The organism is Enterobacter cloacae complex sp. HYC042_NIDB, from assembly GCF_056673315.1.
On record NZ_CP109650.1, the window covers coordinates 775,629 to 798,142 of the forward strand.

General features: G+C 57.9%; 28 protein-coding genes. 18 read left to right on the top strand and 10 right to left on the bottom strand.

The features are described 5' to 3' along the window. Window positions 1–618, bottom strand: coding sequence for a response regulator transcription factor (locus OKF39_RS03695; RefSeq protein WP_049138629.1), 618 nt, complete (start codon window positions 616–618; stop codon window positions 1–3). A gap of 179 nt (window positions 619–797) precedes the next feature. Further along, on the bottom strand, window positions 798–1,184 hold the full coding sequence (locus OKF39_RS03700; RefSeq protein WP_045631073.1) for a VOC family protein: 387 nt from the start codon (window positions 1,182–1,184) through the stop codon (window positions 798–800). Window positions 1,185–1,272: 88 nt separating this feature from the next. Between OKF39_RS03700 and OKF39_RS03705 the strand changes: the two genes are divergently transcribed. Continuing rightward, window positions 1,273–1,875, top strand: coding sequence for an ATP-dependent Clp protease proteolytic subunit (locus OKF39_RS03705; RefSeq protein WP_479983493.1), 603 nt, complete (start codon window positions 1,273–1,275; stop codon window positions 1,873–1,875). A 135-nt stretch (window positions 1,876–2,010) separates the two neighbouring features. Then, entirely contained in the window at window positions 2,011–3,132 is a 1,122-nt protein-coding gene (locus OKF39_RS03710; RefSeq protein WP_248038463.1) for a ribosomal protein uL16 3-hydroxylase, read from the top strand. A 38-nt stretch (window positions 3,133–3,170) separates the two neighbouring features. On the opposite strand, the gene OKF39_RS03715 is transcribed toward OKF39_RS03710, so the two are convergent. Continuing rightward, window positions 3,171–3,359, bottom strand: coding sequence for a hypothetical protein (locus tag OKF39_RS03715; protein ID WP_047363975.1), 189 nt, complete (start codon window positions 3,357–3,359; stop codon window positions 3,171–3,173). A 220-nt stretch (window positions 3,360–3,579) separates the two neighbouring features. Between OKF39_RS03715 and OKF39_RS03720 the strand changes: the two genes are divergently transcribed. The 3 genes from OKF39_RS03720 to foxA all read left to right on the top strand — a co-directional run bounded on the left by OKF39_RS03720 (window position 3,580) and on the right by foxA (window position 7,135). Then, window positions 3,580–3,813 (top strand): DUF2171 domain-containing protein, encoded by a 234-nt coding sequence (locus OKF39_RS03720; protein ID WP_028015371.1) that lies wholly within the window; start codon window positions 3,580–3,582, stop codon window positions 3,811–3,813. Between the two features lie 138 nt (window positions 3,814–3,951). Then, on the top strand, window positions 3,952–4,905 hold the full coding sequence (locus OKF39_RS03725) for an AraC family transcriptional regulator (RefSeq protein WP_248038461.1): 954 nt from the start codon (window positions 3,952–3,954) through the stop codon (window positions 4,903–4,905). Between the two features lie 121 nt (window positions 4,906–5,026). Next, window positions 5,027–7,135 (top strand): ferrioxamine B receptor FoxA, encoded by a 2,109-nt coding sequence (gene foxA, locus OKF39_RS03730; RefSeq protein ID WP_479983792.1) that lies wholly within the window; start codon window positions 5,027–5,029, stop codon window positions 7,133–7,135. A gap of 79 nt (window positions 7,136–7,214) precedes the next feature. On the opposite strand, the gene OKF39_RS03735 is transcribed toward foxA, so the two are convergent. Then, window positions 7,215–8,630 carry an aminotransferase-like domain-containing protein gene (locus OKF39_RS03735; protein ID WP_041911335.1) on the bottom strand — a complete coding sequence of 472 codons (1,416 nt, stop codon included), beginning with the start codon at window positions 8,628–8,630 and terminating at the stop codon, window positions 7,215–7,217. A gap of 176 nt (window positions 8,631–8,806) precedes the next feature. On the opposite strand from OKF39_RS03735, the gene OKF39_RS03740 reads away from it, so the two are divergent. Next, the gene (locus OKF39_RS03740; RefSeq protein WP_048959778.1) at window positions 8,807–8,968 is read left to right on the top strand and encodes a DUF1127 domain-containing protein; all 162 of its coding nucleotides are present in this window, start codon (window positions 8,807–8,809) and stop codon (window positions 8,966–8,968) included. Between the two features lie 94 nt (window positions 8,969–9,062). Here OKF39_RS03740 and OKF39_RS03745 read toward each other — a convergent pair whose 3' ends face one another. Both OKF39_RS03745 and pdxR read right to left on the bottom strand, forming a co-directional pair. Continuing rightward, window positions 9,063–9,317 carry a DUF4282 domain-containing protein gene (locus OKF39_RS03745; protein ID WP_039265304.1) on the bottom strand — a complete coding sequence of 85 codons (255 nt, stop codon included), beginning with the start codon at window positions 9,315–9,317 and terminating at the stop codon, window positions 9,063–9,065. A gap of 80 nt (window positions 9,318–9,397) precedes the next feature. After that, entirely contained in the window at window positions 9,398–10,786 is a 1,389-nt protein-coding gene (pdxR, locus tag OKF39_RS03750; protein ID WP_207119554.1) for a MocR-like pyridoxine biosynthesis transcription factor PdxR, read from the bottom strand. Window positions 10,787–10,887: 101 nt separating this feature from the next. Between pdxR and OKF39_RS03755 the strand changes: the two genes are divergently transcribed. After that, on the top strand, window positions 10,888–11,367 hold the full coding sequence (locus OKF39_RS03755; protein WP_014882392.1) for a carboxymuconolactone decarboxylase family protein: 480 nt from the start codon (window positions 10,888–10,890) through the stop codon (window positions 11,365–11,367). Here the strand turns inward: OKF39_RS03755 and OKF39_RS03760 are convergent. Then, window positions 11,354–12,256, bottom strand: a complete 903-nt coding sequence (locus tag OKF39_RS03760; RefSeq protein WP_028015376.1) for a LysR family transcriptional regulator — start codon at window positions 12,254–12,256, stop codon at window positions 11,354–11,356. The genes OKF39_RS03755 and OKF39_RS03760 overlap by 14 nt on opposite strands. 100 nt (window positions 12,257–12,356) lie before the next feature. Here OKF39_RS03760 and OKF39_RS03765 point away from each other — a divergent pair, with 100 nt between their 5' ends. The 7 genes from OKF39_RS03765 (at window position 12,357) to OKF39_RS03795 (ending at window position 17,964) form a co-directional block, all read left to right on the top strand. Continuing rightward, on the top strand, window positions 12,357–13,769 hold the full coding sequence (locus OKF39_RS03765) for an aldehyde dehydrogenase family protein (protein WP_479983494.1): 1,413 nt from the start codon (window positions 12,357–12,359) through the stop codon (window positions 13,767–13,769). A 75-nt stretch (window positions 13,770–13,844) separates the two neighbouring features. Beyond that, window positions 13,845–14,168 carry an antibiotic biosynthesis monooxygenase family protein gene (locus tag OKF39_RS03770; protein WP_479983495.1) on the top strand — a complete coding sequence of 108 codons (324 nt, stop codon included), beginning with the start codon at window positions 13,845–13,847 and terminating at the stop codon, window positions 14,166–14,168. Then, the gene (locus OKF39_RS03775; protein WP_248188661.1) at window positions 14,161–14,556 is read left to right on the top strand and encodes an amino acid-binding protein; all 396 of its coding nucleotides are present in this window, start codon (window positions 14,161–14,163) and stop codon (window positions 14,554–14,556) included. The genes OKF39_RS03770 and OKF39_RS03775 overlap by 8 nt, the downstream gene beginning before the upstream one ends. Continuing rightward, window positions 14,531–15,226, top strand: a complete 696-nt coding sequence (locus tag OKF39_RS03780) for an ArsR/SmtB family transcription factor (RefSeq protein WP_224066234.1) — start codon at window positions 14,531–14,533, stop codon at window positions 15,224–15,226. Before OKF39_RS03775 ends, OKF39_RS03780 begins: the two co-directional genes overlap by 26 nt. 149 nt (window positions 15,227–15,375) lie before the next feature. Continuing rightward, the gene (locus tag OKF39_RS03785) at window positions 15,376–15,846 is read left to right on the top strand and encodes a MarR family winged helix-turn-helix transcriptional regulator (RefSeq protein WP_224066235.1); all 471 of its coding nucleotides are present in this window, start codon (window positions 15,376–15,378) and stop codon (window positions 15,844–15,846) included. Beyond that, a complete protein-coding gene (locus OKF39_RS03790) occupies window positions 15,843–16,910 on the top strand; it encodes an HlyD family secretion protein (protein ID WP_479983793.1) in 1,068 nt (355 codons plus the stop codon). The genes OKF39_RS03785 and OKF39_RS03790 overlap by 4 nt, the downstream gene beginning before the upstream one ends. Continuing rightward, window positions 16,900–17,964 carry a DUF2955 domain-containing protein gene (locus OKF39_RS03795; RefSeq protein WP_479983496.1) on the top strand — a complete coding sequence of 355 codons (1,065 nt, stop codon included), beginning with the start codon at window positions 16,900–16,902 and terminating at the stop codon, window positions 17,962–17,964. The genes OKF39_RS03790 and OKF39_RS03795 overlap by 11 nt, the downstream gene beginning before the upstream one ends. On the opposite strand, the gene OKF39_RS03800 is transcribed toward OKF39_RS03795, so the two are convergent. After that, entirely contained in the window at window positions 17,955–18,335 is a 381-nt protein-coding gene (locus OKF39_RS03800) for a tautomerase family protein (protein WP_045259543.1), read from the bottom strand. The genes OKF39_RS03795 and OKF39_RS03800 overlap by 10 nt on opposite strands. After that, window positions 18,335–18,643: a carboxymuconolactone decarboxylase family protein gene (locus OKF39_RS03805; RefSeq protein ID WP_028015385.1), complete on the bottom strand. Its 309-nt coding sequence runs from the start codon at window positions 18,641–18,643 to the stop codon at window positions 18,335–18,337. Before OKF39_RS03805 ends, OKF39_RS03800 begins: the two co-directional genes overlap by 1 nt. Before the next feature lie 97 nt (window positions 18,644–18,740). On the opposite strand from OKF39_RS03805, the gene OKF39_RS03810 reads away from it, so the two are divergent. Continuing rightward, window positions 18,741–19,604, top strand: a complete 864-nt coding sequence (locus tag OKF39_RS03810; protein WP_479983497.1) for a LysR substrate-binding domain-containing protein — start codon at window positions 18,741–18,743, stop codon at window positions 19,602–19,604. On the opposite strand, the gene OKF39_RS03815 is transcribed toward OKF39_RS03810, so the two are convergent. Then, a complete protein-coding gene (locus OKF39_RS03815; protein WP_479983498.1) occupies window positions 19,585–20,862 on the bottom strand; it encodes a DUF445 domain-containing protein in 1,278 nt (425 codons plus the stop codon). The two genes, OKF39_RS03810 and OKF39_RS03815, sit on opposite strands and share 20 nt — an antisense overlap. Before the next feature lie 241 nt (window positions 20,863–21,103). Between OKF39_RS03815 and OKF39_RS03820 the strand changes: the two genes are divergently transcribed. The 3 genes from OKF39_RS03820 to tssD are packed head-to-tail and all read left to right on the top strand — an operon-like array spanning window position 21,104 to window position 22,470. Further along, window positions 21,104–21,466 (top strand): tlde1 domain-containing protein, encoded by a 363-nt coding sequence (locus tag OKF39_RS03820; protein WP_479983499.1) that lies wholly within the window; start codon window positions 21,104–21,106, stop codon window positions 21,464–21,466. After that, on the top strand, window positions 21,466–21,978 hold the full coding sequence (locus OKF39_RS03825) for a hypothetical protein (RefSeq protein WP_333114075.1): 513 nt from the start codon (window positions 21,466–21,468) through the stop codon (window positions 21,976–21,978). The genes OKF39_RS03820 and OKF39_RS03825 overlap by 1 nt, the downstream gene beginning before the upstream one ends. After that, the gene (tssD, locus tag OKF39_RS03830; protein WP_193542094.1) at window positions 21,979–22,470 is read left to right on the top strand and encodes a type VI secretion system tube protein TssD; all 492 of its coding nucleotides are present in this window, start codon (window positions 21,979–21,981) and stop codon (window positions 22,468–22,470) included. Window positions 22,471–22,514 lie beyond the last annotated feature (44 nt).

Consider the following 22,514-nt stretch of genomic DNA (forward strand, 5'->3'; position numbering starts at 1 on the left):
TTACTCCGCGGGCTGGCTTTTGGTCAGGCGCTCAACGGCCCTGACCAGCTCGGCCACGGAGCGCACCTGCATTTTCTCCATCACGCGGCGGCGGTGCACCTTCACCGTGATCTCGCTGACGCCTAGCTCGGCGGCAATCTGCTTGTTGAGCTTGCCGGTGATGGCAAGCTCAAGCACCTCGTGCTCGCGCGGCGTGAGGGACAGATGGCGCTGCTTCAGGGCGTAGTGCTCTTTATTGCGCTCGGCGTTGTTTTCCGCCAGCTGCAGCGCGGACGCAATGGCGTCGATCAGCGCGGCGGATTCGACGGGCTTGGTGAGAAATTCGTACGCGCCGCCTTTTATGGCGCGCACCGACATCGGGATAGTGCCGTGGCCGGTGAGAAAAATAATCGGGATCTCGCGCCCGCTGTCTTTGAGCGCGTCCGCCACCTCGAAGCCAGAGATGGCGGGCATCTGCATGTCGAGGATCACGCACGACGGCAGATCCTCAAACCGGTGTTGAAGAAACGTTTCTGCTGATGAAAAGCCGATGGCGTTTAAGTCTGCCGATTCCAGCAGCCCGATTACGGACTGCCTGACCGCGTCATCGTCATCAACCACATACACAATGTGTTCCATTCACCGCCCCGGTGCTGATTTAAATGTCGAGGATGCAAACAGTCTCAACGGTGGCGTAAGAGACTGTTTATGCTGACTTTCATCTTAACACATTAAATATCATTATCATTTAACAATATGATAACCATATGAAGTATAGCGAGCCGGGGCGGGGGCGGTGAAGGAATGAAACGCTGTTTTTATGCACCGACAAGCTCAATGCGGTTGCCGTCCGGGTCCGCGATCACCGCTTCATAGAAGCCGTCCCCGGTCATGCGCGGGGCGCTGAGCAGCGTGCCGTTTGCCTGCGCCCGCTCGGCCATGCTGTCCACCTTTGCCTTGCTGCCGACGTTAATGGCGATATGCGCCCAGCCGATAAACTCCGGGTGCGACGGGGCGTCGGGCAGGTCCGGCAGCGTCATCAGCTCGAGGGTCGGCCCGTCATCCAGGGTAATAAAATGGGATTCAAACCCCGGACGGTTTTTGCTGACGTAGCGTTCGTTACTGCGGCCATTAAACACCGTTTCCCAGAACTGAACCTGGGCTTCAAGGCTGCGGGTCCAGAGTGCGACATGTGCGATATTCATAAGCTCCCTCGTTATTTGTCTGTGAGGACTTTCACCGATAAAACAGGCTACACTCTGGTTTTGAGCGCGACAAGCTGAGGAAACAACAATGCACTACACACTGAAAGAAAGCGACAAGGACAAAGCGGAAGGGTCAAGCGGCGCGGGCGCTCTGCAGCAAAAACTGCTGGAGTCCCGTTCGATTGTCATCTCCGGCGAGATCAACCAGGAGCTGGCGCAGAAGGTCATTACCCAGATGATCCTGCTGCAAAGCGTCAGCAACGATCCGATCAAGCTGTACATCAACAGCCAGGGCGGCCACGTGGAAGCGGGTGACACCATTCACGACTTCATCAAGTTCATCCGTCCGGAAGTGCACGTCATCGGCACCGGCTGGGTGGCGAGCGCGGGGATCACCATCTTCCTGGCAGCGAAAAAAGAGCACCGCTACTCGCTGCCGAATACCCGCTTTATGATCCACCAGCCGCTGGGCGGCGTGCGCGGTCAGGCGACGGATATTGAGATCGAAGCGCGCGAGATCATCCGCATGCTGGATCGCGTCAACAATCTGATCGCTGACGCCACCGGCCAGCCGCTGGAAAAAGTGAAAAAAGACACCGACCGCAACTACTGGATGTCTCCGGCAGAAGCGCTGGACTACGGCATCGTGGGCAAACTGATTACCCATTACGACGAGCTGAACCTGGATTAAGTTTTACTACCGTGTACGTGTCGGGTAGCGGCTTCGCCTTACCCGACCTACGCGCGCTCGTTTGACCCATGACAAGTTCCCCCTCTGCCTTCTTGCCTATAATCGCGCCTGTTTCCCCTCTCACTGGTGCTACCCATGGCGTATCAATTGAACCTGAACTGGCCGGAATTTCTTGAGAAATACTGGCAAAAACAACCCGTAGTGCTGAAAAATGCCTTCCCGAATTTTGTCGACCCGATTACCCCGGACGAGCTGGCAGGCCTGGCGATGGAGCCGGAAGTCGATAGCCGTCTGGTGAGCCACGCTAACGGCAAATGGCAGGCCAGCAATGGTCCGTTTGAGCACTTTGACGGTCTGGGCGAAACCGGCTGGTCGCTGCTGGCGCAGGCGGTGAACCACTGGCATATGCCCGCCGCGGAGCTGGTGCGTCCGTTCCGCGTCCTGCCGGACTGGCGTCTGGACGATCTGATGATCTCCTTCTCCGTGCCGGGCGGCGGCGTGGGTCCGCATATCGATCAGTACGACGTGTTTATCATTCAGGGGATGGGCAGCCGCCGCTGGCGCGTGGGCGACAAGCTGCCGATGCGTCAGTTCTGCCCGCATCCGGCGCTGCTGCACGTGGATCCGTTTGAGCCGATCATCGACGAAGATCTTGAGCCGGGCGATATCCTCTATATTCCGCCTGGATTCCCGCATGACGGCTTCACCCATGAAACCGCGCTCAACTACTCCGTCGGCTTCCGCGGGCCGAACGGCCGCGATCTGATCAGCAGCTTTGCCGACTACGCGCTGGAAAACGATCTGGGCGGCGAACACTACAGCGATCCGGATCTGACCTGCCGCGAACACCCGGGCCGCGTGGAGCAGTACGAGCTCGATCGTATCCGTCAGATGATGATCGACATGATTAGCAAGCCGGACGATTTCACGAAATGGTTTGGCAGCTTCGTCTCCACGCCGCGCCACGAGCTGGATATCGCCGCCGCCGAGCCGCCGTATTCGGCAGACGAGGTGCTGGACGCGCTGCAGGGCGGCGAAACGCTGTCGCGCCTGAACGGCCTGCGCGTGCTGAACGTTAACGGCAGCTTCTTCATCAACAGCGAACAGCTGGAGACGGTAGACGCGAAGGGCGCGGATGCGCTGTGCCGCTACACCGAACTCGGCCAGGCCGAGCTGGGCGACGCGCTGAAAAACCCGGCGTTTGTTGACGAACTCACCGGGCTGATTAACCACGGGTACTGGTACTTCGACGAGTAACAGGAGGCGGCGTTTAGTCAGCCTAAACGCCGCTACGTTCAAACCAGCATATTACACGCCTTCCAGTAGTTCAAAAGCCGCTCGTCGTCGCGCTCTTTCTCCGCTTTGATTTTCATCGCCTGGGCGAGATTCTCTCGCGATACCTCATGGCCTTTTTGCACGATGTCCAGGACCGCTTCACCAAGAGCCAGCGAAATTTCTGCCCGATTATTGTTGCGAATCGTCATAAATACCTCCTCGTTGGTTGCGATAATTTAATTATGATCGGGAAATAATCAGTCGGAAATAATTCATCTCATTCTTATTTTTTCACTTCGGCGTTAAATAGACATAATATTCCATTCTGTCAATGATGTTTCAAAATGCTAATAAGCCTTTTAAGCCTGAATTTATGCGCTACAGTTATTTTTCGTGCAACAGGCAAATAACCGAAACAGGAGAATGATTATGGTAGATAAAAGCGCAATTAAGGATCACACTCAGGTTGTCGCCAGCTGCGGAACGCACGTCGGGGTTGTGGACCATTTAGACGGCGAGCGTATCAAGCTTGCTAAGAGTGACCCTGAATCAGGCGGCAAGCACCACTTTATTCCTCTCGGCTGGGTCGATAAGGTCGAAGATAATAAAGTTATCCTGACCAAAAACCATAAAGAGGTTTTTGCTGAGTGGCAGGAAGCATAAATATATTTCTCGTAAAGAAATATATATCTTCGCTCCGGCTTTGTCCGGAGCGTAATAGTGTCTGCGCCCGGTGATTGCTGATATGGCAAAGGGATGGTACTGTTTTGCCTGTCCTTTTCCCGATGCAGGCCCCGAATTATGCTCCAGAGTGAAAATAGATCAGCGAAACGCATATTTTTTGTTGAGGATTTTCAGGTATTCGGCGAGCGCTACGGCATCGACTACCGTTTCCCGCTGTTAAAAGGGGAGCAGGTCAGCGGCAGCCCGGTGTTGCAGGGGAATGTGGAAGAGATGACGCTCTCGTCCGGCATTTCGCTGACCCACTCCGACGTGCATGTATTACAACCCTACGAAACCACATCCCGCCACAGCAGCCCGCTCTATATGCTGGTAGTCCTGGAAGGGTGCGTTACGATCGCGCTCAATGGCATCGACTATCACGTTCGTCCCGGCATGGCGTTCAGCGCCCGTCTGAGTGAGGAACAGGTGATGAGTGCGCGTCACGACGCCGACAGCGCGCTGAAAACGCTCTCGTTTGGCGTGTACCCGCATGAAGCCGGGCGTGAAGCCCTGCTTGAGTCGCTGCTGCTGGAATGGCAAAACCTGAATACACCCACGTTTGTCTGGCACGTTCCCGAGTTTGTTATGTCAGGCATTCAGCATGCGCAGCAGCAGAGGGGAAGCATGCTCGCGCGTAAGCTATTGCTGGAGGGGCTGATGTACCAGCTGCTCGGCCACGGCCTGAACCAGCGCCAGCAGCCCTGCCCGAGCCGTCCTGATCATGCGCGCCTGGAACGTGTGCGGAGCATGCTGGAACAGTCTCCTGAACGGGATCATACTCTCGCGCAGCTGGCAGCCCTGGCTGCAATGAGCCCAAGCAGCCTGCGCAGCAAGTTCCGTCAGCGCTACGGCTGCACCCTCTTCGATTATCTTCGCGACTGTCGCCTTGCGCTGGCGCGCCGCTATCTGCTGGAAGGCCACAGCGTGCAGCAGGCGGCCTGGATGTGCGGGTATCAGCATGCCACCAACTTCGCCACCGCATTTCGTCGTCATTACGGAATTTCACCGGGCGACGTGCGCAAACTCCGCTAACGTAATTTCGCCCATCGCGCGAACGCATCCCGTGCGGTTTAGCATCGCGCATACGTAACCTGGCGGCGCGCATAGCCGTTTGCACTCTCAAAAAGGTAATAATTCTTATTAACAATAAGAAATATCTCTGGAGAGGGTTATGCTTGCTAAATCGCGTCTGGCACTGCTGGTGGGATGGGTTACCGGTAGCGTCGCTTTTCCTTTACTGGCGCAGGATGCGCAAAAAACTGACACCGTGGTGGTGACCTCGCAGATGCAGTCTGCGGCCACCAAGCTTGAAACGCCGGATATTGAAACTCCGCAGTCGGTCTCTATCGTCACGCGCGAGCAGTTCGAAGAGCAGGGCGCAACCAGCGTGCGTCAGGCCGTGAGCTACACGCCGGGGGTCTACAGCAACCAGATTGGGGCGTCTAACCGCTTTGACTACATGGTGCTGCGCGGCTTCTCTGACGGCAGCCTGGACAACGTCTACCTGGACGGCCTGAAGATGATGGGCGACACTAACTCCCACAGCTCGCTGGTGGTTGATCCGTGGTTCCTGGACAGTATCGAAGTCGTGCGCGGTCCGGCCTCCGTGCTCTATGGCCGTTCATCGCCGGGCGGGATTGTGGCGCTTACCTCCCGTAAGCCGTCGTTCGATCCGGGCGGGGAGATCAAGCTCTTCGCCGGGAACAATAGCCAGCGTGGAGCGATGTTCGACGTCACCGGCCCGGTTGATGATAATGACCGCGTGGCGGTGCGCCTCAGCGGGATGACCCGCTATGCCGATTCCCAGTTCGATCCGCTGAAGGAAGAGCGTTACGCGCTGATGCCGAGCCTGACCTGGCGTATCACCGATAACACCCGTCTGGATCTGATGGCCTACCTGCACCGCGATCCGGAAGGCGGCAGCCACTCCGGCCTGCCGTACGAGGGCACGGTTGTGCCGCACAGCGGGAAGAAAATCTCCAACACGTTCTTTGAAGGTGAAGACGATTACGACAAGTACGATCGTCGGGAAAACATGGTCGGCTATAACCTTGAGCACCTGTTTGACAGCGGCTGGTCCGTGCGACAGAAGCTGCGCTACCTGCACACCAAAGTGGAGCTGAACCAGGTGTATGCCGCAGGCTGGCTGAATGACACCGAGCTGAACCGCGGCTATTCCGGCTCCGACGAGAAGATGAACGCCATCACCCTGGATAACCAGGTCGACGGCAGCTTCGACACCGGGGTAGTGAACCACCGCGTGCTGATCGGGATGGACTACCAGGACCGCACCAACAACGTGACCGGCTACTATGGCGGCTTCCCGCCGATTGACGCCTTCCACCCGGTTTACGGTGCGAAGCCGGACTACATCACCCAGTACAGCAGGGAAAAGCATAAGCTTCGCCAGACCGGTTACTACCTACAGGATCAGATGTCCGTTGACCGCTGGCGCCTGACGCTCGGCGGGCGTTACGACCAGGTGAGCGTGTCGAACGTCGACAACTTTAACCACACCCGCAGCGATCTGGATAAAAACAACTTCAGCAGCCGCGCGGCGCTGCTGTATCTGTTTGATAACGGCGTTGCGCCGTACGTCAGCTACTCCACCGCCTTTACGCCGACCAGCTTTGCCGACGAGCAGGGCAATATCCTGGATCCGATGAAGGGCAAGCAGTGGGAAGCGGGCGTGAAGTATGAGCCAGAAGGGATGAACAGCCAGTTCAGCGCCTCGGTGTTCCGCATCAACCAGAAGAACATTGCCACCAAAGAGGAGCCGACCGATCCGTACCGTTCCATCGGTGAAATCGAATCCGAAGGCGTTGAGCTGGAGGCGATTGGTCAGCTGACCGACAGCCTGCGTATGCAGGCGGCGTACACCTACACGGATATTCGCTATAAGAAGAGCAGCCCGGAAGAGGAGGGCAAGCGCGCCGTCTATGCCCCGCGTAACATGGCCAGCGCCTGGCTGAGCTACGACGTCAAAACCGGCCCGCTGGATGGCCTGACCGTCGGCTCCGGCGTGCGCTATGTCAACGGGATCGCCAGCGATCGCCAGAACACCCATACGCTTCCATCGTACACGCTGGTGGACATGGTCGTGGGGTATGACCTGTCGAAAGTGGGGCTTACGGGCGTGAGTGCGCAGCTGAACGTCAATAACCTGACGGACAAAAGCTACGTCGCGGCGTGTAACTCGCTCTCTTACTGCTACTTCGGTGCGGAACGCAGCATTGTGGGCAGCGTTTCGTGGAAGTTCTGAGTCGTTGATTTTGCCGGGTGGCGGCTTCGCCTTACCCGGCCTACTCTATTCCGTAGCGCCACCGGCGCTAAAAAACGTACTACTCCTCCATCGCAATCACAATCGCCTCGCCCATCTTCTTCAACGCCTCGCGATGTTTATCCGTTGGCGGCAGCGCCACGTTGATCCGCAGGCAGTTGCGGTACTTCCCTGACGCGGAAAATAACGATCCGGCCGCCGCCTGGATCTTCAGCCGGCACAGCTGCTTGCTGACGCACACCATATCCACCTTCTCTGGCAGCTCAACCCACAGCAGGAAGCTCCCCTGCGGGCGCGTGACGCAAATCTCCGCCGGAAAATACTGCCGCACCCAGCAGGTGTAGGTTTCCATATTCTGCTGATAAATCTGGCGCATACGGCGCACGTGGCGATGGTAGTGGCCGTCGCGAATAAAAGCCGCCACCGCCATCTGGGTGCCCGGCACGTTAAACCCGCCCGCGGCGTATTTCATGTGCATCACCCGGTCGTAATAGCGTCCCGGCACAATCCAGCCGACGCGCAGGCCCGGCGCCACGGTTTTGGTAAACGAGCTGCAGAGGATCACGCGGCCATCGATGTCCATCGAGTGAATGGTGCGCGGGCGCGGGTACTCCGCCGCCAGCTCACCGTAAATGTCATCCTCCACAATCACGATATCGTGCCGCTGGGCGAGGGCTAAAACCTGTTTTTTCCGCGCTTCCGGCATGATAAACCCGAGCGGGTTATTGCAGTTGGGCACCAGGATTACCGCCTTGATCGGCCACTGCTCCATTGCCAGCTCTAACGCCTCAATGCTGATCCCGGTTTCAGAGTCGGTGGGAATTTCAATCGCCTTGATGTCAAACCCGCGCAGCATCTGCATGGTGCCGTGAAAAGATGGCGACTCCACCGCCACGATGTCCCCCGGTTTGCACACCGAGAGCAGGGCGATCGACAGCGCGCCGTGGCAGCCGTTGGTGATCACAATGTCGCTTGCCGAGACGGTCGAGCCGCCGTCCAGCATCAGGCGGGCGATCTGCTCGCGCAGCTCAAGGCGGCCGTCGAGCACGTCATAGCTCAGCATCTCGCTTGGGTTATGCTGCGCAAGGCGGCTCATCTCGCGCCACAGGGGCTTCAGGCTCGGCTGGTTAATGTCCGGCGAGCCGCCGCCAAAGGAGATCATCTCTTTGTCGGCGCGGGCGTCCAGCAGCATCATCACCTCATCCCACTGGGTGACGTCCACCGGGCGCTGCACCGGGCGCGTCATCGCCGGGACGGGCGGCTGGGCTTTGCGTTTCGAGACAAAATAGCCGGAGCGCGGCTGGGGGGTGATCAGCTGAAGGTTTTCGAGGATCTGGTAGGCCTGCTGTATGGTGCTGATGCTCACGCCGTGCTCCTGGCTCAGGGCGCGCACCGACGGCAGACGCTCGCCGCTGCGATACAGCCCTTGTTCAATGCGTTCTGCCAGAAGGTTGGCCAGGTGTTGATAGCGTGTCATGCTGTATCCTTTATTTTCACCATACAGATTATTAAACCAGTACAGATTGCCGCAAAAAACGGCATGCAGATACCGTTTTAGCGGATCTGTATGTTAAACAAAAGTTGTTTTTGCATCTGTATTGCGCAGGTCGATTTGCAGGAAGATAACCCCACTGGCACAGTGAGGAGAGCATTATGGAATTCTACGAGAACCGTTCAAAACGTCCGTTCGTCGTATTTGTCTGGATCGGCAAAACGATCCGCAACTGGTATCGCATCAACCGCACCCGCCGCATCCTGAGCCAGATGAGCGACGAGCAGCTCAAGGACGTTGGGTTATCGCGATATGATGTATGAGGATAGGGTTGTCCGGTGGCGCTACGCTTACCGGGTCTACAGAAGAACGTAGGCCGGGTAAGGCGTAGCCGCCACCCGGCATATAACAAGCGGATTATTCGGCAGATTTTACGGACGTGTTTTCAGCGATACGGCGCAAATATTCGTTGTTCTTGAACGCAACCATAATCAGTTCGAACATCACGCGGCATCCGACCAGGCTGCATACTGTACCGATAAAGCCGGTGATGAGATGGTCGCTGAACATGGTATACACACCGCCTGCAAAAATAAGCAGCATGGCGATCCAGTAAAATAAGACCAGCACGCGTGGTGTTAATAAATAATCAAATCCCAAAATTGATTTCATTTTCTTTTCCTTAGAAATGTAAAAAGCCATCAGATTATATCGATATTTTAAATTGGTGCTAATTGGGCAGATATCTGAATTCAGAGTAATATCTCCAGCGTCTGCCGTTTCGGCCTTTCCAGCAGCTCCACCGCCTCCTGATACGTCCGCACGTTGTTATAGCCCATCACCAGCCCGTAGCGTTTGCCCGACCCGCGATACCACTCCGAGAGTGCATTGACCTGCAGCTGCTGTTCCTGCCAGCAGCGGGCCACTTCCCGGTCGCAGCTCCCTTTGGTGAGAAACGCCACGATATGCATCCCGCCGTCGTTTTGCTCGGTGAAAAACAGATCGCCATACACCTCGCGCAGGGCGGCAATCATCCAGTCGCGGCGGGTCTGGTACAGCGCGCGCATCTTTTTGAGATGGCGGAAAAAATGCCCTTCGTTGAGAAACGCGGTGAGGATCTTCTGCATCAGCACCGGCTGGCCGCTGGTGGTGATATCCGCGCAGTCGGTAAAGGCCCCGACGGTGCTGGCGGGCATCACCACGTAACCCATGCGCAGCGACGGCATGATGGTTTTACTGAAGGTGCCCATAAAGATCACCCGGTCGTGCTGGTCGAGGCTTTTCAGCGACGGCAGCACTTTGCGGGTGTAGTGAAACTCCCCGTCGTAATCGTCTTCGATAATCCACGCCTCGTTCTGGCTGGCCCAGTCGAGCAATTGCTGCTTGCGCGGCAGGGAGAGCGTCACCGCCAGCGGGCTCTGGTGCGAGGGGGTGACGATGGCAAAACGCGCATCACGATGGTGACGAAGCAGGTAGTCCGTATCAATGCCGCAGCGATCGACCGGCGCCGTATGCAGGCGCGGCACGATCCGCTTCAGCAACTGCTGACCCATAAAGTAGCCCGGATCTTCAAACACCACCTTGTCGCTGCGGCTGGCGAGGGTGTCAAGGATCAGCCGCAGGCTGCCGCTGTAGCCGCTGGTGATCAGCACCTGTTCGGCGGTGCAGGACAAGCCGCGTGAGATATTGAGATAGCTGGCGATGGCCTGCCGCAGCGGATACCAGCCCAGGACGGGCGGGTTGAGCATCTCCTCCTGACGCATGGCGCGCGTCGCCTGGCCCGCCAGCAGCAGCCATTTTTTATACGGGAAGCTGTCGAGGGCGGGGATGCCGGGGCGCAGAAAACCGGCCCGCTCGCGCTGGCTGATAAGCGAGGCCGGAAGCGTGCCGGTAGGCTGTTCTGCAGGGGCATTGTTATCCGGCAGCAGTAAATCCGGGTTGACCCGCGTGCCGCGCGCGCCCTGGCTCACCAGATACCCTTCACCCGTCAGAATGGCATACGCCGTTTCGACGGTTTTGCGCGCCACCTTCAGCTCTTCCGCCAGTACGCGGATGGCAGGCACCTTATCGCCCGGCTTCAGCACGCCGCGCGTGATGTTGTCGCGATAGCGGGAATAAATGTCGTGATAGCCCGGCTTCATGTCCTACCTCATTTCACGCTTTTTGTATCTTTTTACTATGTCATGAACGGCGTAGATTTGCCTCATCGCACGGCACATGCCGCACAAAAAGAGGAAAGACAATGAGCACTCGCGTTAACCACCATAAAGTTACACCTGCCCTCGCCAACGCGCTGTCTGCCCTGAGCATGGAGGTGGCAAAAACCTCCATCGACCCGGCGCTGAAGCACCTGATCGACATTCGCGTGTCGCAGCTGAACGGCTGTACGTTCTGTCTGGATATGCACTCTAAAGAGGCCAAAATCGCCGGGGAACGCGAGCTGCGCCTGTACCATCTGGCGGCCTGGCGCGAGTCCCCGCTGTTCAGCGCCCGCGAGAAAGCCGCGCTGGCCTTCACCGAAGCGCTGACCCAGATTGGCGTTCACGGGGTGAGCGACGCGCTGTACCGCAGCGTGGCGGAGCACTTCTCGGACGTGGAGATTTCAGAGCTGAACTTCGCCATCGTGGCGATCAACGCCTGGAACCGTCTGGGGATCACCTCCCGCATGGCGCCCGGCTCGCTGGACGCGGCTTACGGGCTGAATAAGGCTAACCTGGAATAATCCCGCGCTCGCGGATCATCGCCACCAGCGCCCGCAGTCCCGGCGGGACGTGGCGATGGCCGGGGTAATACAGGCGCAGCCCGGCAAAGGGCTGCGCCCAGTCGTTTAAAACGCTCACCAGTTCTCCACGCTCAAGCTCTTCCCGGATATACAGTTCCGGCAAAAATCCTACCCCTAATCCCGCCTTTACGGCGCGGATCGAGGCGAAAAGATCGGATGTCGCAAAGCGCGGCGGTACGGCAAGGGCGTACGTTTCCCCCCGACGCGCCAGCTCCCAGCGGTAGATCCCGCCGTGGGCCATGCGCATGCCGATCCCCTGATGTGAAAGCAGATCGTCCGGCGTCTGCGGAGTACCGTGACGGGCAAAATAGTCCGGCGTGGCGGTCACCAGCTGACGGATCTCGCCGGTCAGCGGCACGGCGATCATGTCCTGCGGCACGGACTCCTCGAGGCGGATCCCCGCGTCGTAGCCTTCCGCGACGATGTCGATCATGCGCGCTTCGCTGACGGTTTCCACGCGCATCTTCGGGTAGCGGATCATAAAGTCGATCAGCAGCTGGTCCAGAAACAGGGTGCCGATATGGTTCGGCACGTTCAGACGCAGCGTGCCGGCGGGTTCCCCGGTGTCGCTGTGGATCTCCTCGCTGGCGAGGCGGATCTCCTGCAGCGCCGGGCCAACGCGCGCCACGTAGCGCTGTCCGGCGTCGGTGAGCGCCACGCTGCGGGTAGTGCGGTTAAAGAGGCGGGTATCCAGGCGGCTCTCCAGCCCGGCGATGGCGTTACTGACCGCCGTGGCGGACATGCCGAGCTCCTGCGCCGCGCCGCGAAAGCTGCCGCGCCGCACCACCGCCATAACCACTTCCAGCTCTGTCAGACCTGAACGATGCATAGATTATCCTGAAAATCGAAACAACCCTTGCAGCATAGCGTGGATTATCGCAACGGAGAAGCCGTGCCAGACTGTGCTCACACAGCCTGAGGAGGTTTATATGCACACTATCGAACAGATCTTTATTAACGGCGAATTTGTTACCCCGCACGGCACCGAACGGTTTGATTTATACAATCCGGCGACGGCGCAGGTCATCGGGCAGGTACGCCTGGCGGATGAGGTTGACGCAGCGCGCGCCGTTGCGGCGGCAAAAGCGGCGTTCCCCGCGTGGTCGCAGACGACAAAGCAGGAGCGCATTGCCGCGCTAAAACGTATGCACGCCGCCGTGGCCGCTCGTCACGACGATCTGCTGGAAGCGGTCATCGAAGAGTACGGCGCGCCCGCCTCGCGCTCGGCGTGGATGGCCAGCTATCCGGCGGAGGTGATTGCTCAGGCGATTGAGGCGCTGGAGGCGTTTGAATTCGTCACCCCCGCGGGCGCAGCCACGGTGCAGATGACGCCGCTTGGCGTGGCCGGGCTGATTACGCCGTGGAACAGCGACGCAGGATTTATCTGCGGCAAGCTGGCGGCCGCGCTGGCCGCGGGCTGTACGGCGGTGATCAAGCCGAGCGAAATGAGCGCCCTGCAAACGCAGATTGTCACCGAAGCGCTGCGCGATGCGGCTCTGCCGCCGGGCGTGTTTAACATCGTCACCGGGCGGGGTGAGACGGTCGGTGACACAATCAGCCGCCATCCGGACGTGGCAAAAATCTCGTTTACCGGTTCGACGCATACCGGCAAGGCGATCCTGCGCAACGCGGCGGAAAGCTTTAAGCGCGTGACGCTGGAGTTAGGCGGGAAATCGCCGACGATCCTGCTGGATGACGTGGATCTGGCGCAGGCGATCCCGCTGGTGATTCAGGCCGGGTTTATGAACAGCGGGCAGGCGTGCGTGGCCGGAACGCGCATTCTGGTGCCTTACTCGCGTAAGGCGGAGATCGAAACCGCGCTGGCGCAGGCCGTGGCGGCGGTGAACTCCGGCGACCCGCGCGATAAATCAACGGACGTCGGCCCGATGGTCAGCGCAAAGCAGTGGCAGCGGGTGCAGGGCTATATCCGCAAAGGTGTCGAAGAGGGGGCGCGCCTGCTGGCGGGCGGCGAGGGGCGGCCGCAAGGCACGCAGGACGGCTGGTTTGTGCGCCCGACGCTGTTTGCCGACGTGAACAACCAAATGACGATTGCCCGCGACGAGATTTTTGGCCCGGTGCTGTGCGTAATTCCCTATCGTGACGAGGCGGAGGCGATTGCCATTGCCAACGACACGGACTACGGCCTGAGCGCGGTGGTGCTGGGCGGTGCGGACCGCGCGCGCCGCGTGGCGCAGCAGATTGTTTCCGGTCGCGTGCTGGTGAACACCCTGGCCCATGAACCGAAAGCGCCGTTCGGCGGGTTTAAGCACTCCGGCGTGGGGCGCGAGATGGGCGAGTGGGGGATCCGCGCGTTTATGGAGCCGAGGTCGGTTCTGGGCTAAAGCTTCGCTCTTTACCGAAGCATTGTGCTTTTCCATCCTGCATTCTCTCCTCAACATCACAGCGGAGAGACCATCATGATCGCAGTCCTTTTCGAAGCCAAAGCCGCGCCTGCCCATCAGGCGCGCTACTTCCAACTTGCCGCAGAGCTTAAGCCTTTGCTGGCCGACATCGACGGCTTTATCGACATCGAACGGTTCCAGAGCCTGACGACCGACGGCAAAATACTTTCCCTTTCCTGGTGGCGGGATGAAGAGGCCGTCCGCCGCTGGAAGCAGAACGTCTTCCATCAGGCGGCGCAGGCCGAAGGGCGGGAGTCGATTTTCTCTTTCTACCGTATTCGCGTGGCGCAGCTGGTGCGGGAGTACAGTTCCGAAACGGGAGGGCGCGCGAATGTATGACGTTCACGTGATTTTCCGCGACGGGCCCGGCGAGCTGGCGCGCTTTGGACAGCTTTTAGGCCGCAACGGCGTGGGGCTGGAAGGCGGTGGCGTATTCGGTACGGAGGCCCATTTCCTGGTGGAGGACGGTGAAAAAGCGCGACGCGTGCTGCTCGACGCCGGGTTTACCGTGCAGGCGGTGCGAAAGCCGGTGATCAGAAAGCTCAGGCAGTCGCGTCCCGGCGAGCTGGGTGAAATTGCGGCGGCGCTGGCGGCACGCGGCGTGTCTGTTCTTACCCAGTACAGCGACCATGCGAATCACCTTATTCTGCTGACGGATGATGATAAGCTGGCCGCAGAGATCACCGAACCCTGGGCAGCACATGTTAAAGACAAGCTTACCGACTGATAACGGCGCGGCGCTGGAGCAGGCCATTGCGGCGGTGGCGGCGGCAATGGCCGATCCGTCGCGCGTGAAGATGCTGTGTGCGCTGATGGACGGGCGGGCGTGGACCGCCACTGAACTGAGCACCGCGGCAGACGTCGCCCCCTCGACCGCCAGCGGGCATCTCGCCCGGCTGGTGGAGGGAAAGTTGATTACCTGTCTGTCTCAGGGGCGGCACCGCTACTATCGTCTGGCGGGGCACGACGTGGCGGAGCTGATCGAACAGATGATGGGGCTCTCCTGGAGCCGCATTGCGCCGCCGGAAACCACCGCGCCGAAGGCCATGCGGGAGGCGCGGACCTGCTACGATCATCTGGCGGGCACGGTGGCGGTAAAGATCTACGATTTCATGCAGGCGGAAGGCTGGCTGGAGGTAGACGGTTCAGCGCTCACGCTGTATGGCCGGGAGCAGTTTCTGAAGCTCGGCGTGTCGTTAAGCGCTCATCCGCGCCGCAAGGCCTGCTGCGCCTGTCTGGACTGGAGCGAGCGGCGGTTTCACCTCGGAGGCGAAGCTGGCGCGGCGCTGCTTATTCATCTGGAAAGCAAAGGGTGGATCCAGCGGGTGGCGGGGTACAGGGAGGTGGTGGTGACGGCTTCGGGAAAAAGTGCCGTCAGGAGGCATTTTAGCCGCTAAACTCCACTGCGGGCTGGTGCCCTCACCCCGACCCTCTCCCACGGGGAGAGGGAGACATCGTTTTCGCAATTCCTGCTCTTTCGTCTCGCGTTTCTTGATACTTACCCTGATAACTATTATCTTGACCGCGTGTGACGAGAGGTTTCCCCATGAGTGAAGAAGAACTGTTCTGCCGCAGGCCGATGGGCATGCGGATGGCAATGATCGTGCGCCAGTGGCGTGCGGTGATCGATGATGCCATTCTCGATACCGGCTTAACCCAGTCGAGCTGGACGGTGATGATGCAGCTTCATCAGCTCGGGGATAACGTCTCAATGAGTGAGCTGGCGGAGGTGCAGGGTATTGAACTGCCGCCGCTGATGCGCACCCTGACACAGCTGGAAAAACAGGGTTACCTGCTGCGCACCACATCGCCTTATGACAAGCGCATCCGGCTTCTGACGCTGACGCCTGAGGGAAAAGCCATATTAAAAAGGCTCACTCAGGTGATTGAGACCTATCAGGCGCGCGTGTCGCAACACATCGCGCCGGAACATCTCGAGATTTTCAGCGCCACGTTAAATCAAATCGCCTGCAATTTGCGGACAATCCGCGAAGAAGACAACAAGACCGAAAAATAATGACCCCTGAACAAAAATTTGCCCGCTGGGTAAGGGTGAGTATTGCCTCTTTCCTGCTGATGTTTATCTATTTTGTCGTCGCGGATATCTGGATCCCGCTGACGCCGGACTCCACCGTCATGCGCGTGGTGACGCCGGTTTCTCCGCGCGTCTCCGGCTACGTGGCGGCGGTACATGTCCACAACAACAGCCAGGTGAAGAAAGGCGATCTGCTGTTTGAGCTCGACGACACGCCGTTTCGCAATAAAGTGGAAGCGGCGCAAATCGCGCTGGAGCAGGCGCGTCTTTCTAACGAACAGCTGGACGCGCAGATCGCCGCCGCGCAGGCCAGCCTGAAAACCGCGGTGCTGACCGCGCGTAACGACAAGGTGACCTTCGAACGCTATCAGAAGCTGAGCACGTTACAGAACGTCTCGCAGGCGGATCTGGATAAGGTCCGCACCGCCTGGCAGAGCAGCGAGCAGTCCGTCAGCACGATTCGGGCCAACATCCGGAACCTGCGCATCCAGCGCGGCGAGCGCGAGGAACACCGCAACGTGACGCTGCAAAAATACCGCAACGCGCTGGATGAAGCAGAACTGAACCTCGGCTGGACAAAGGTCTACGCCCAGGCGGACGGCACGGTCAGTAACCTGCAGTTAAGCCCCGGTTTTTACGCCTCATCCGGCTCCGCCGCGCTGGCGCTGGTAAACAACCAGACCGATATCGTGGCCGATTTCCGCGAGAAGAGCCTGCGCCATACCCGTCAGGGCACCGATGCCGCCGTGGTGTTTGACACCTTCCCGGGGCAGGTGTTCCGCGCCCACGTGGCCAGCAGCGACGCGGGGATCCTCGCAGGCCAGGAGGCGGTTAACGGCCAGCTCTCCCAACCGGAGACCTCTAACCGCTGGGTACGAGACGCCCAGCGCATGCGCATTCACGTCACGCTGGATGAGCCGCTGCCGAAGCCGCTGCCAACCGGCGCGCGGGCGACCGTGCAGCTCTACAACAGCGAAGGGCCGTTTGCGCGCTTCTTCTCCGGAATGCAGATCCACCTGGTGAGCCTGCTTCACTATGTCTATTAATACGCTGGCGCGGGTCTTTACCCCGCACGGCAACATCGTCTACACGGCAAACGACTTTCGCCAGACCCTGCGCATCGTTTTTGCCGGGATGATTGCCCTGAGCATATCGAGCTTCTACAACACCAGCTACGGCGTGTTTTTCGTGGTCTATCCGATCATGCTGCTGTCGCTGGTGCCGGTGTTTAACCGCCACGTGGCGAAGCAGTTTTTCTTCAGCGCATCGCTGAACTGCGTCGAAATGGTGATTATCATCGGCTATCTTTCCCAATGGCCGGTCATCATGACGCTGGTGGTATTTGCCCTTTACGTGATGCGTTTTCGCTTTATGAGCAAAGGGCCGCTGTTCCTGTTCGGCTCGATGGGCGTTGTGTGCCAGAGCGTAATGCTCAACTTTATGAGCTACCCCACCACCAACTGGCACACGCTGCTGTTTTCCAACATTGAAGCGAGCGTGATGGCGGTGTGCCTGAGCGCGCTGATGAACTACCTGCTGCCGGACGTGGAGCCCCGCAAGCCGCCGCCGCTGATTGAGAAAGACGACGCCCGCGTGCGCCACGAGTTGCTGCTCTCCGGCAGCGTCGCGACGATGATTTTCGTGGTGTTTCAGATTAGCGACTTAAGCGATTCGCTCTCGGCGCTGATGGCAGGGATTCTGATCCTGTTCCCTATGCACTACCGCGGCGCGGTGATGAGCTCCATCTGGCGCGTGGTCGGGGTAGTGCTGGGCTGCCTCTACATTCTGGTGGTGCAGCTTATCCTCTACGATCACAGCAGCCATATGCTGCTGATGATGCCGCTGATTGGCCTCGGCCTTGCGTTTGGCGCGCGGCTGCACGTGATGGAGAAAGTGGGCGCGGGCGTGGGGTTTTCCAGCATCACGACCATCGGCATTATGTTCGGGCAGAACATGCACCCGGACAGCGACCTGGTGTTCAGCGATCTCTATCGCATCACCTCCGTGACCTTTTCGCTGGTGGCGACGCTGACGATGGTCTTTCTGGTGCATTTGATCCTGAACCGTTTCGCCGCCACGCGCTACGTCATTCAGGGCTGATAGCGTTTGCCGCCACTGAAGCTCCAGTCCTCAGCGGCCGTAAACTGGATAACGACCATCACGTCTCCACCGTCAATGCCCATCTTCTCATTCAGTTGCGCAGCCAGCTGATGGTAGAGGGCAGATTTCTGTTCAGTGCTCCTCGGCTTACCAGCAACGATATTAAACAGTATCGCCCCCTCCGTTCTGCCCGTGCTGAGATAGTGCCGATCAATGTATCGATCCCCGGCCGCGAAGCATTCAAAAAAATGGAACCTGTCCTGTGCAGGAACGGCGAAGGTTTCCGTCAGCGCCTGGTGCAGAATGTCCGAGATCTGCTTTTGCTGCATCTCGCTATAGCGGTCACCCGTCATGATACGAACAAACGGCATTACTGTTTCTCCTCTGCAAGGCTGCTCAGCGCGCTGACGGCGGCCGGCCAGCCTGCGTAAAACGCCAGATGGGTAAACGCTTCGGCTATTTCGTCGTCCGTCACGCCGTTTTGCCGGGCGAAGCCGATATGCCAGGGAAGCTGCGCGGTGCGCCCCAGGGCTGCCAGCGCGGCAAGCGTGATCAGACTGCGATCCCGCGGGGCTAGCTGCGGACGCTGCCAGATATCGCCAAAAAGGACCTGCTGGCTCAGTTCCGCCAGCTTAGGGGAAACCTGCGCAAGCGTGTCGCGATTCAGTGTTGTGCTCATTTTTATTCCTCCTGTCGTCTGGAAATCACTCTCGCAGGCTGCCACCATAAATAAAATCGCAATGTTCAGGACTGAATGTCCTGAAAATGAGGATGATATGGATAAACGCTTTTCAGCATTAGACCTGGACGCGCTGCGCAGCTTTGTGGAGGGGATTCAGTCCGCCAGTTTTGCCGAGGCGGCGGACAGGCTGTGTCGGTCCACCTCTGCGGTCAGTGCCCAGTTAAAAAAGCTGGAGCAGCAGTGTGGCATGGCTCTGACCGTTAAGCAGGGGCGTACGCTGGCACTGACCCGAGAGGGTGAAATTCTGCTGAGCTACGCCCGACGCATGCTGGTATTAAATGATGAAGCGCTCCGGGCTATCAGAGGTGAGTTGCTTCAGGGCGAGGTGCGGCTGGGTATGCAGGAGGACTTTGGCGAGTCCGTGATGCCGAAGGTCCTCGGCGATTTTCACAGACAACACCCTGAGCTTCGCATGACGGCACGCGTCGATCGCAACCCGCCGCTGCTGCGCGGCGTGGCGGCGAATGAACTCGATCTGGCGCTGGTCTGGCAGGAAGGTCGAGAAGGCGACTACGTGCGAAGCGAATCGCTGGCATGGATTTGCCGGTCCCGCGAGGACATTGAGGTCCTTCTGCAACGAGGTGAGCCGCTGCCGCTGGTGATGTTTGACGCGCCCTGCCTCCTGCGAAGCCGGGCCATCGCGGCACTGGATGCCGCAGGTATTCCCTGGCGTATCGCTTATACCAGCTATAGCCTGAGCGGGCTGTGGGCGGGAGTTAGCGCGGGGCTGGGTATTACGCTCCGCACGCGTATTGGTCTGCCCGAGACGTTACGGATCGACAGCCACCTGCTGCCAGATGCAGGAGAGCTGGGGATCGCGCTGCATCAGGGGAGCGCCTCCCCCGATGCAGCTATTACCAGCATGAAGGCGCTGATCCTCAGGACGCTGAATGGATAAGCGTTGGGACTTGCGAGAGTAAGAACAGGATTAGGCCTATCGTCCCGCCCACCAGCGTGCCGTTGACGCGGATGAACTGCAGGTCTTTGCCGATGTTCAGCTCAATCTGGCGGGACATGTCTTTGGCGTCCCAGCTTTTGACCGTGTCGCTTATGTGGCGGGTCAGGAACGCGGCGAAATCCGGTGCGACGCGGTGCGCGGCCTGCTCCAGATGCTCGTTCAGCGACGCGCGCAGGCTGGCGTCGTTTGTTAGCGTTTCGCCAAACCACAGCCCGGCGTTGGCGATGCGCTGCTTCACGCGCGAGTCCTCGCTTTGCATATCCGCCTTCAGCCACTGGCGCAGGTCAGCCCACATCTCGCCCAGATAGCGGTTAAACGCCTCATCGTTTTTCAGGTAGTGCTTGATGTTGTCGGCTTTCGCCGCCATTTCCGGATCGTTTTTCAGGTTGTCGATAAGCTTCAGCGTGGCGCGGTCGAACGCCTGGCGGATCTGGTGCGTGCGGTCGTGGCTGATATCGTCCAGCAGCGTGTTCACCGCGTTCGACACCATCTCCGCGCTTTGATCGCCCAGCCATTCGGTAGGCAGCACCATCGCCTTGCGCGGGTGTTCGGTTTTCAGCCAGTGGACAATCTGATCGGCAATAAACTCCCGCGTGCTTTCCCGCTGAATCAGGGTAATCAGCCGGTTGATGATGGCGTCCAGCAGTACCTGATGGCGGTTGTTTTTGGTCATGCTCTCCAGCATGACGGCGCTGGCTTCGGTGAAATCGACCTTGTCGATGGCCTTATGCACCGCCCGTTTAAGCAGGCGCTGAATACGTCCGTCATCGGTCAGCTCGAGAAAACCGCTCATCACCTGCATCAGATGCAGCCCGACACGCTGGGCGTTGTCGGGCTTGCTGAACCAGGCGCCAATCATCTGCGCTGGCTCATAGCGGCGGATCAGCGCCACAAGCGACTGAGTATCAAGAAACTTCTCCTGCACGAACTGGCCAAGATTGTCGCCGATTCGGTCCTTATTGCGCGGGATAATCGCCGTATGGCGTGAGATAAACGGAATGGGAACCCGGCGGAACAGCGCGACGACGGCAAACCAGTCCGCCAGCGCGCCGACCATCGCCGCCTCGGCAATGGCTTTGACGCCGCGCACCCAGAAGGTCTGCGGCAGGAAGAGGGTGGTGACAAAGGCCGCGGCGGCAATCAGCAGCAGCGACAGCGCCAGCAGCTTGGCGCGTTTGAGTTCAGCGATTTTTTCCATGGGTTAAGGATAGAGGCAAGTGAACCAAAAGTGCAAAGCTGGTGTAAGGAGGAGACGCAATCTCTGCCTGAACACACGGCTTTTATATAAAAATTATATACATCAAAATTATCTATTATTAATTTTTCTATATTTTTTGTGCTTATTTATTGTGGACGTGATGTTTTGTGACCATCGTAATCATTTTAACGCTCTTATTAGCCATAAGATAAAGGACTATTCATGAAAGGAGACGGTATTGATGACATGGGAGTATAAAGTTTCGACAGGGATATTGAGTCATAATGGTGTGTTTGTCGCTAACTGCTACAGCGGTGCGGGTGAATCGAAAGATAAGCCAGAGTGTGAAAGTCAACGAAACAGAGGACCCATTCCCAGAGGTATTTATTTTATTTCCGGATGGAATAATCATAAAAGTGCTGAGGCCATTATTCTTGAGCCTATAGCGGGGACCAATACCTTTGGTAGAGATCATTTTCAAATTCATGGTGATAAAAAAGGTCAGCCGCCAGGTTCTGCATCAGCAGGCTGCATCATTATGAACGGCCAGGACAAGCGTCATATTATTTATGATTCGGGTGACACAATACTGGTGGTGCGATAATGAAATATATGATTGCACTACTCTTCTTATGTGCTCCGATGGCTCTCTTTGCCAAAAAACACACTCCTGCGCAGATTATCCAGATGATAAACGATAAAGGTGCAAGAAGTGTTGTAGCAGAGTTGTATGCTAATGATAGCGGTGAGTCGGAATGGTGGAATCATGTCATTCCAGAGATAGGTAAAGGAACTCAGGCATGGTTAGCCGTGGCGAGTGCTCTTGAGCCCGGAGTGGACGCCAGTACGGCTGAAGATTTAAAGGCATCGCTTTCTGAAGCCATCCCGCATAACCCTGAGGGTGTTTTAGCAATCTTAAATGACGATAAACCGTTGCTCACTATTGAACAAGTCTGCGCTTTTGCCAATTTCCCCGAGACGGAAGCAGAGAGTAATAAGCTTTATGTCGATTCAATCAGGGAGATGTTTAAAGTTAAAAGCCCAAAGGGTAAAAGATGTCTCGCCGTTATGATCGCCACCCTTGAACACTCTGTTCCATTCGATAAGGATATTTAAATGGCCATTCCGGGATATATGTCATTAACTGACGATGCGGGTAATATCATAAAAGGGAGCGTGATAGTTAAAGACCGTGAAAACCAAATTGAGGTTTTAGGGCTCTATCATAACGTAAGCTATAATTCTGACCTGCATAATGGCAGAGCATTGAGTAAACGCCAGCATCGTCCCTTTCTTATTGAAAAGGAAATTGATGCCTCCAGCGTTTTTCTCTATAAAGCGCTTAGCACGGGCGGTACGCTCAGGAAAGCGACTATCGACCTGTACAGAATCAATGATGCCGGTCAGGAAGAAATTTATTTCACAATAACGCTGGAAGCGGTGAAGGTCGTCACGGTGTTTTCATTAATGCATGACGTGAAAGAGACTTACCATGAAAAGCAGGGGCATCTTGAGCTCGTTTTGCTTCGTTATGAAAAGATTACCTGGCATTACCGTGACGGTAACGTTATTCATTCGGATGACTGGGATTACCGGTTAGGGGCTTGATTAGCCAGCTCCGGGAGAAAATTTTCCCCGGAGCATGAACGCAT

What these genes read in the sequence shown, in the direction of transcription:
- OKF39_RS03805 (WP_028015385.1), bottom strand. Translation starts at nt 18,643, where the DNA reads ATGAGCACAACACTGAATCGCGACACGCTTGCGCAGGTTTCCCCTAAG.
- OKF39_RS03825 (WP_333114075.1), top strand. Translation starts at nt 21,466, where the DNA reads ATGAAATATATGATTGCACTACTCTTCTTATGTGCTCCGATGGCTCTC.
- OKF39_RS03695 (WP_049138629.1), bottom strand. Translation starts at nt 618, where the DNA reads ATGGAACACATTGTGTATGTGGTTGATGACGATGACGCGGTCAGGCAG.
- OKF39_RS03735 (WP_041911335.1), bottom strand. Translation starts at nt 8,630, where the DNA reads ATGACACGCTATCAACACCTGGCCAACCTTCTGGCAGAACGCATTGAA.
- OKF39_RS03725 (WP_248038461.1), top strand. Translation starts at nt 3,952, where the DNA reads ATGCTCCAGAGTGAAAATAGATCAGCGAAACGCATATTTTTTGTTGAG.
- OKF39_RS03765 (WP_479983494.1), top strand. Translation starts at nt 12,357, where the DNA reads ATGCACACTATCGAACAGATCTTTATTAACGGCGAATTTGTTACCCCG.
- OKF39_RS03770 (WP_479983495.1), top strand. Translation starts at nt 13,845, where the DNA reads ATGATCGCAGTCCTTTTCGAAGCCAAAGCCGCGCCTGCCCATCAGGCG.
- OKF39_RS03780 (WP_224066234.1), top strand. Translation starts at nt 14,531, where the DNA reads ATGTTAAAGACAAGCTTACCGACTGATAACGGCGCGGCGCTGGAGCAG.
- tssD (WP_193542094.1), top strand. Translation starts at nt 21,979, where the DNA reads ATGGCCATTCCGGGATATATGTCATTAACTGACGATGCGGGTAATATC.
- OKF39_RS03755 (WP_014882392.1), top strand. Translation starts at nt 10,888, where the DNA reads ATGAGCACTCGCGTTAACCACCATAAAGTTACACCTGCCCTCGCCAAC.
- OKF39_RS03720 (WP_028015371.1), top strand. Translation starts at nt 3,580, where the DNA reads ATGGTAGATAAAAGCGCAATTAAGGATCACACTCAGGTTGTCGCCAGC.
- OKF39_RS03810 (WP_479983497.1), top strand. Translation starts at nt 18,741, where the DNA reads ATGGATAAACGCTTTTCAGCATTAGACCTGGACGCGCTGCGCAGCTTT.
- OKF39_RS03705 (WP_479983493.1), top strand. Translation starts at nt 1,273, where the DNA reads ATGCACTACACACTGAAAGAAAGCGACAAGGACAAAGCGGAAGGGTCA.
- OKF39_RS03800 (WP_045259543.1), bottom strand. Translation starts at nt 18,335, where the DNA reads ATGCCGTTTGTTCGTATCATGACGGGTGACCGCTATAGCGAGATGCAG.
- pdxR (WP_207119554.1), bottom strand. Translation starts at nt 10,786, where the DNA reads ATGAAGCCGGGCTATCACGACATTTATTCCCGCTATCGCGACAACATC.
- OKF39_RS03795 (WP_479983496.1), top strand. Translation starts at nt 16,900, where the DNA reads ATGTCTATTAATACGCTGGCGCGGGTCTTTACCCCGCACGGCAACATC.
- OKF39_RS03775 (WP_248188661.1), top strand. Translation starts at nt 14,161, where the DNA reads ATGTATGACGTTCACGTGATTTTCCGCGACGGGCCCGGCGAGCTGGCG.
- OKF39_RS03740 (WP_048959778.1), top strand. Translation starts at nt 8,807, where the DNA reads ATGGAATTCTACGAGAACCGTTCAAAACGTCCGTTCGTCGTATTTGTC.
- OKF39_RS03710 (WP_248038463.1), top strand. Translation starts at nt 2,011, where the DNA reads ATGGCGTATCAATTGAACCTGAACTGGCCGGAATTTCTTGAGAAATAC.
- OKF39_RS03760 (WP_028015376.1), bottom strand. Translation starts at nt 12,256, where the DNA reads ATGCATCGTTCAGGTCTGACAGAGCTGGAAGTGGTTATGGCGGTGGTG.
- OKF39_RS03815 (WP_479983498.1), bottom strand. Translation starts at nt 20,862, where the DNA reads ATGGAAAAAATCGCTGAACTCAAACGCGCCAAGCTGCTGGCGCTGTCG.
- OKF39_RS03820 (WP_479983499.1), top strand. Translation starts at nt 21,104, where the DNA reads ATGACATGGGAGTATAAAGTTTCGACAGGGATATTGAGTCATAATGGT.
- OKF39_RS03715 (WP_047363975.1), bottom strand. Translation starts at nt 3,359, where the DNA reads ATGACGATTCGCAACAATAATCGGGCAGAAATTTCGCTGGCTCTTGGT.
- OKF39_RS03700 (WP_045631073.1), bottom strand. Translation starts at nt 1,184, where the DNA reads ATGAATATCGCACATGTCGCACTCTGGACCCGCAGCCTTGAAGCCCAG.
- OKF39_RS03785 (WP_224066235.1), top strand. Translation starts at nt 15,376, where the DNA reads ATGAGTGAAGAAGAACTGTTCTGCCGCAGGCCGATGGGCATGCGGATG.
- OKF39_RS03745 (WP_039265304.1), bottom strand. Translation starts at nt 9,317, where the DNA reads ATGAAATCAATTTTGGGATTTGATTATTTATTAACACCACGCGTGCTG.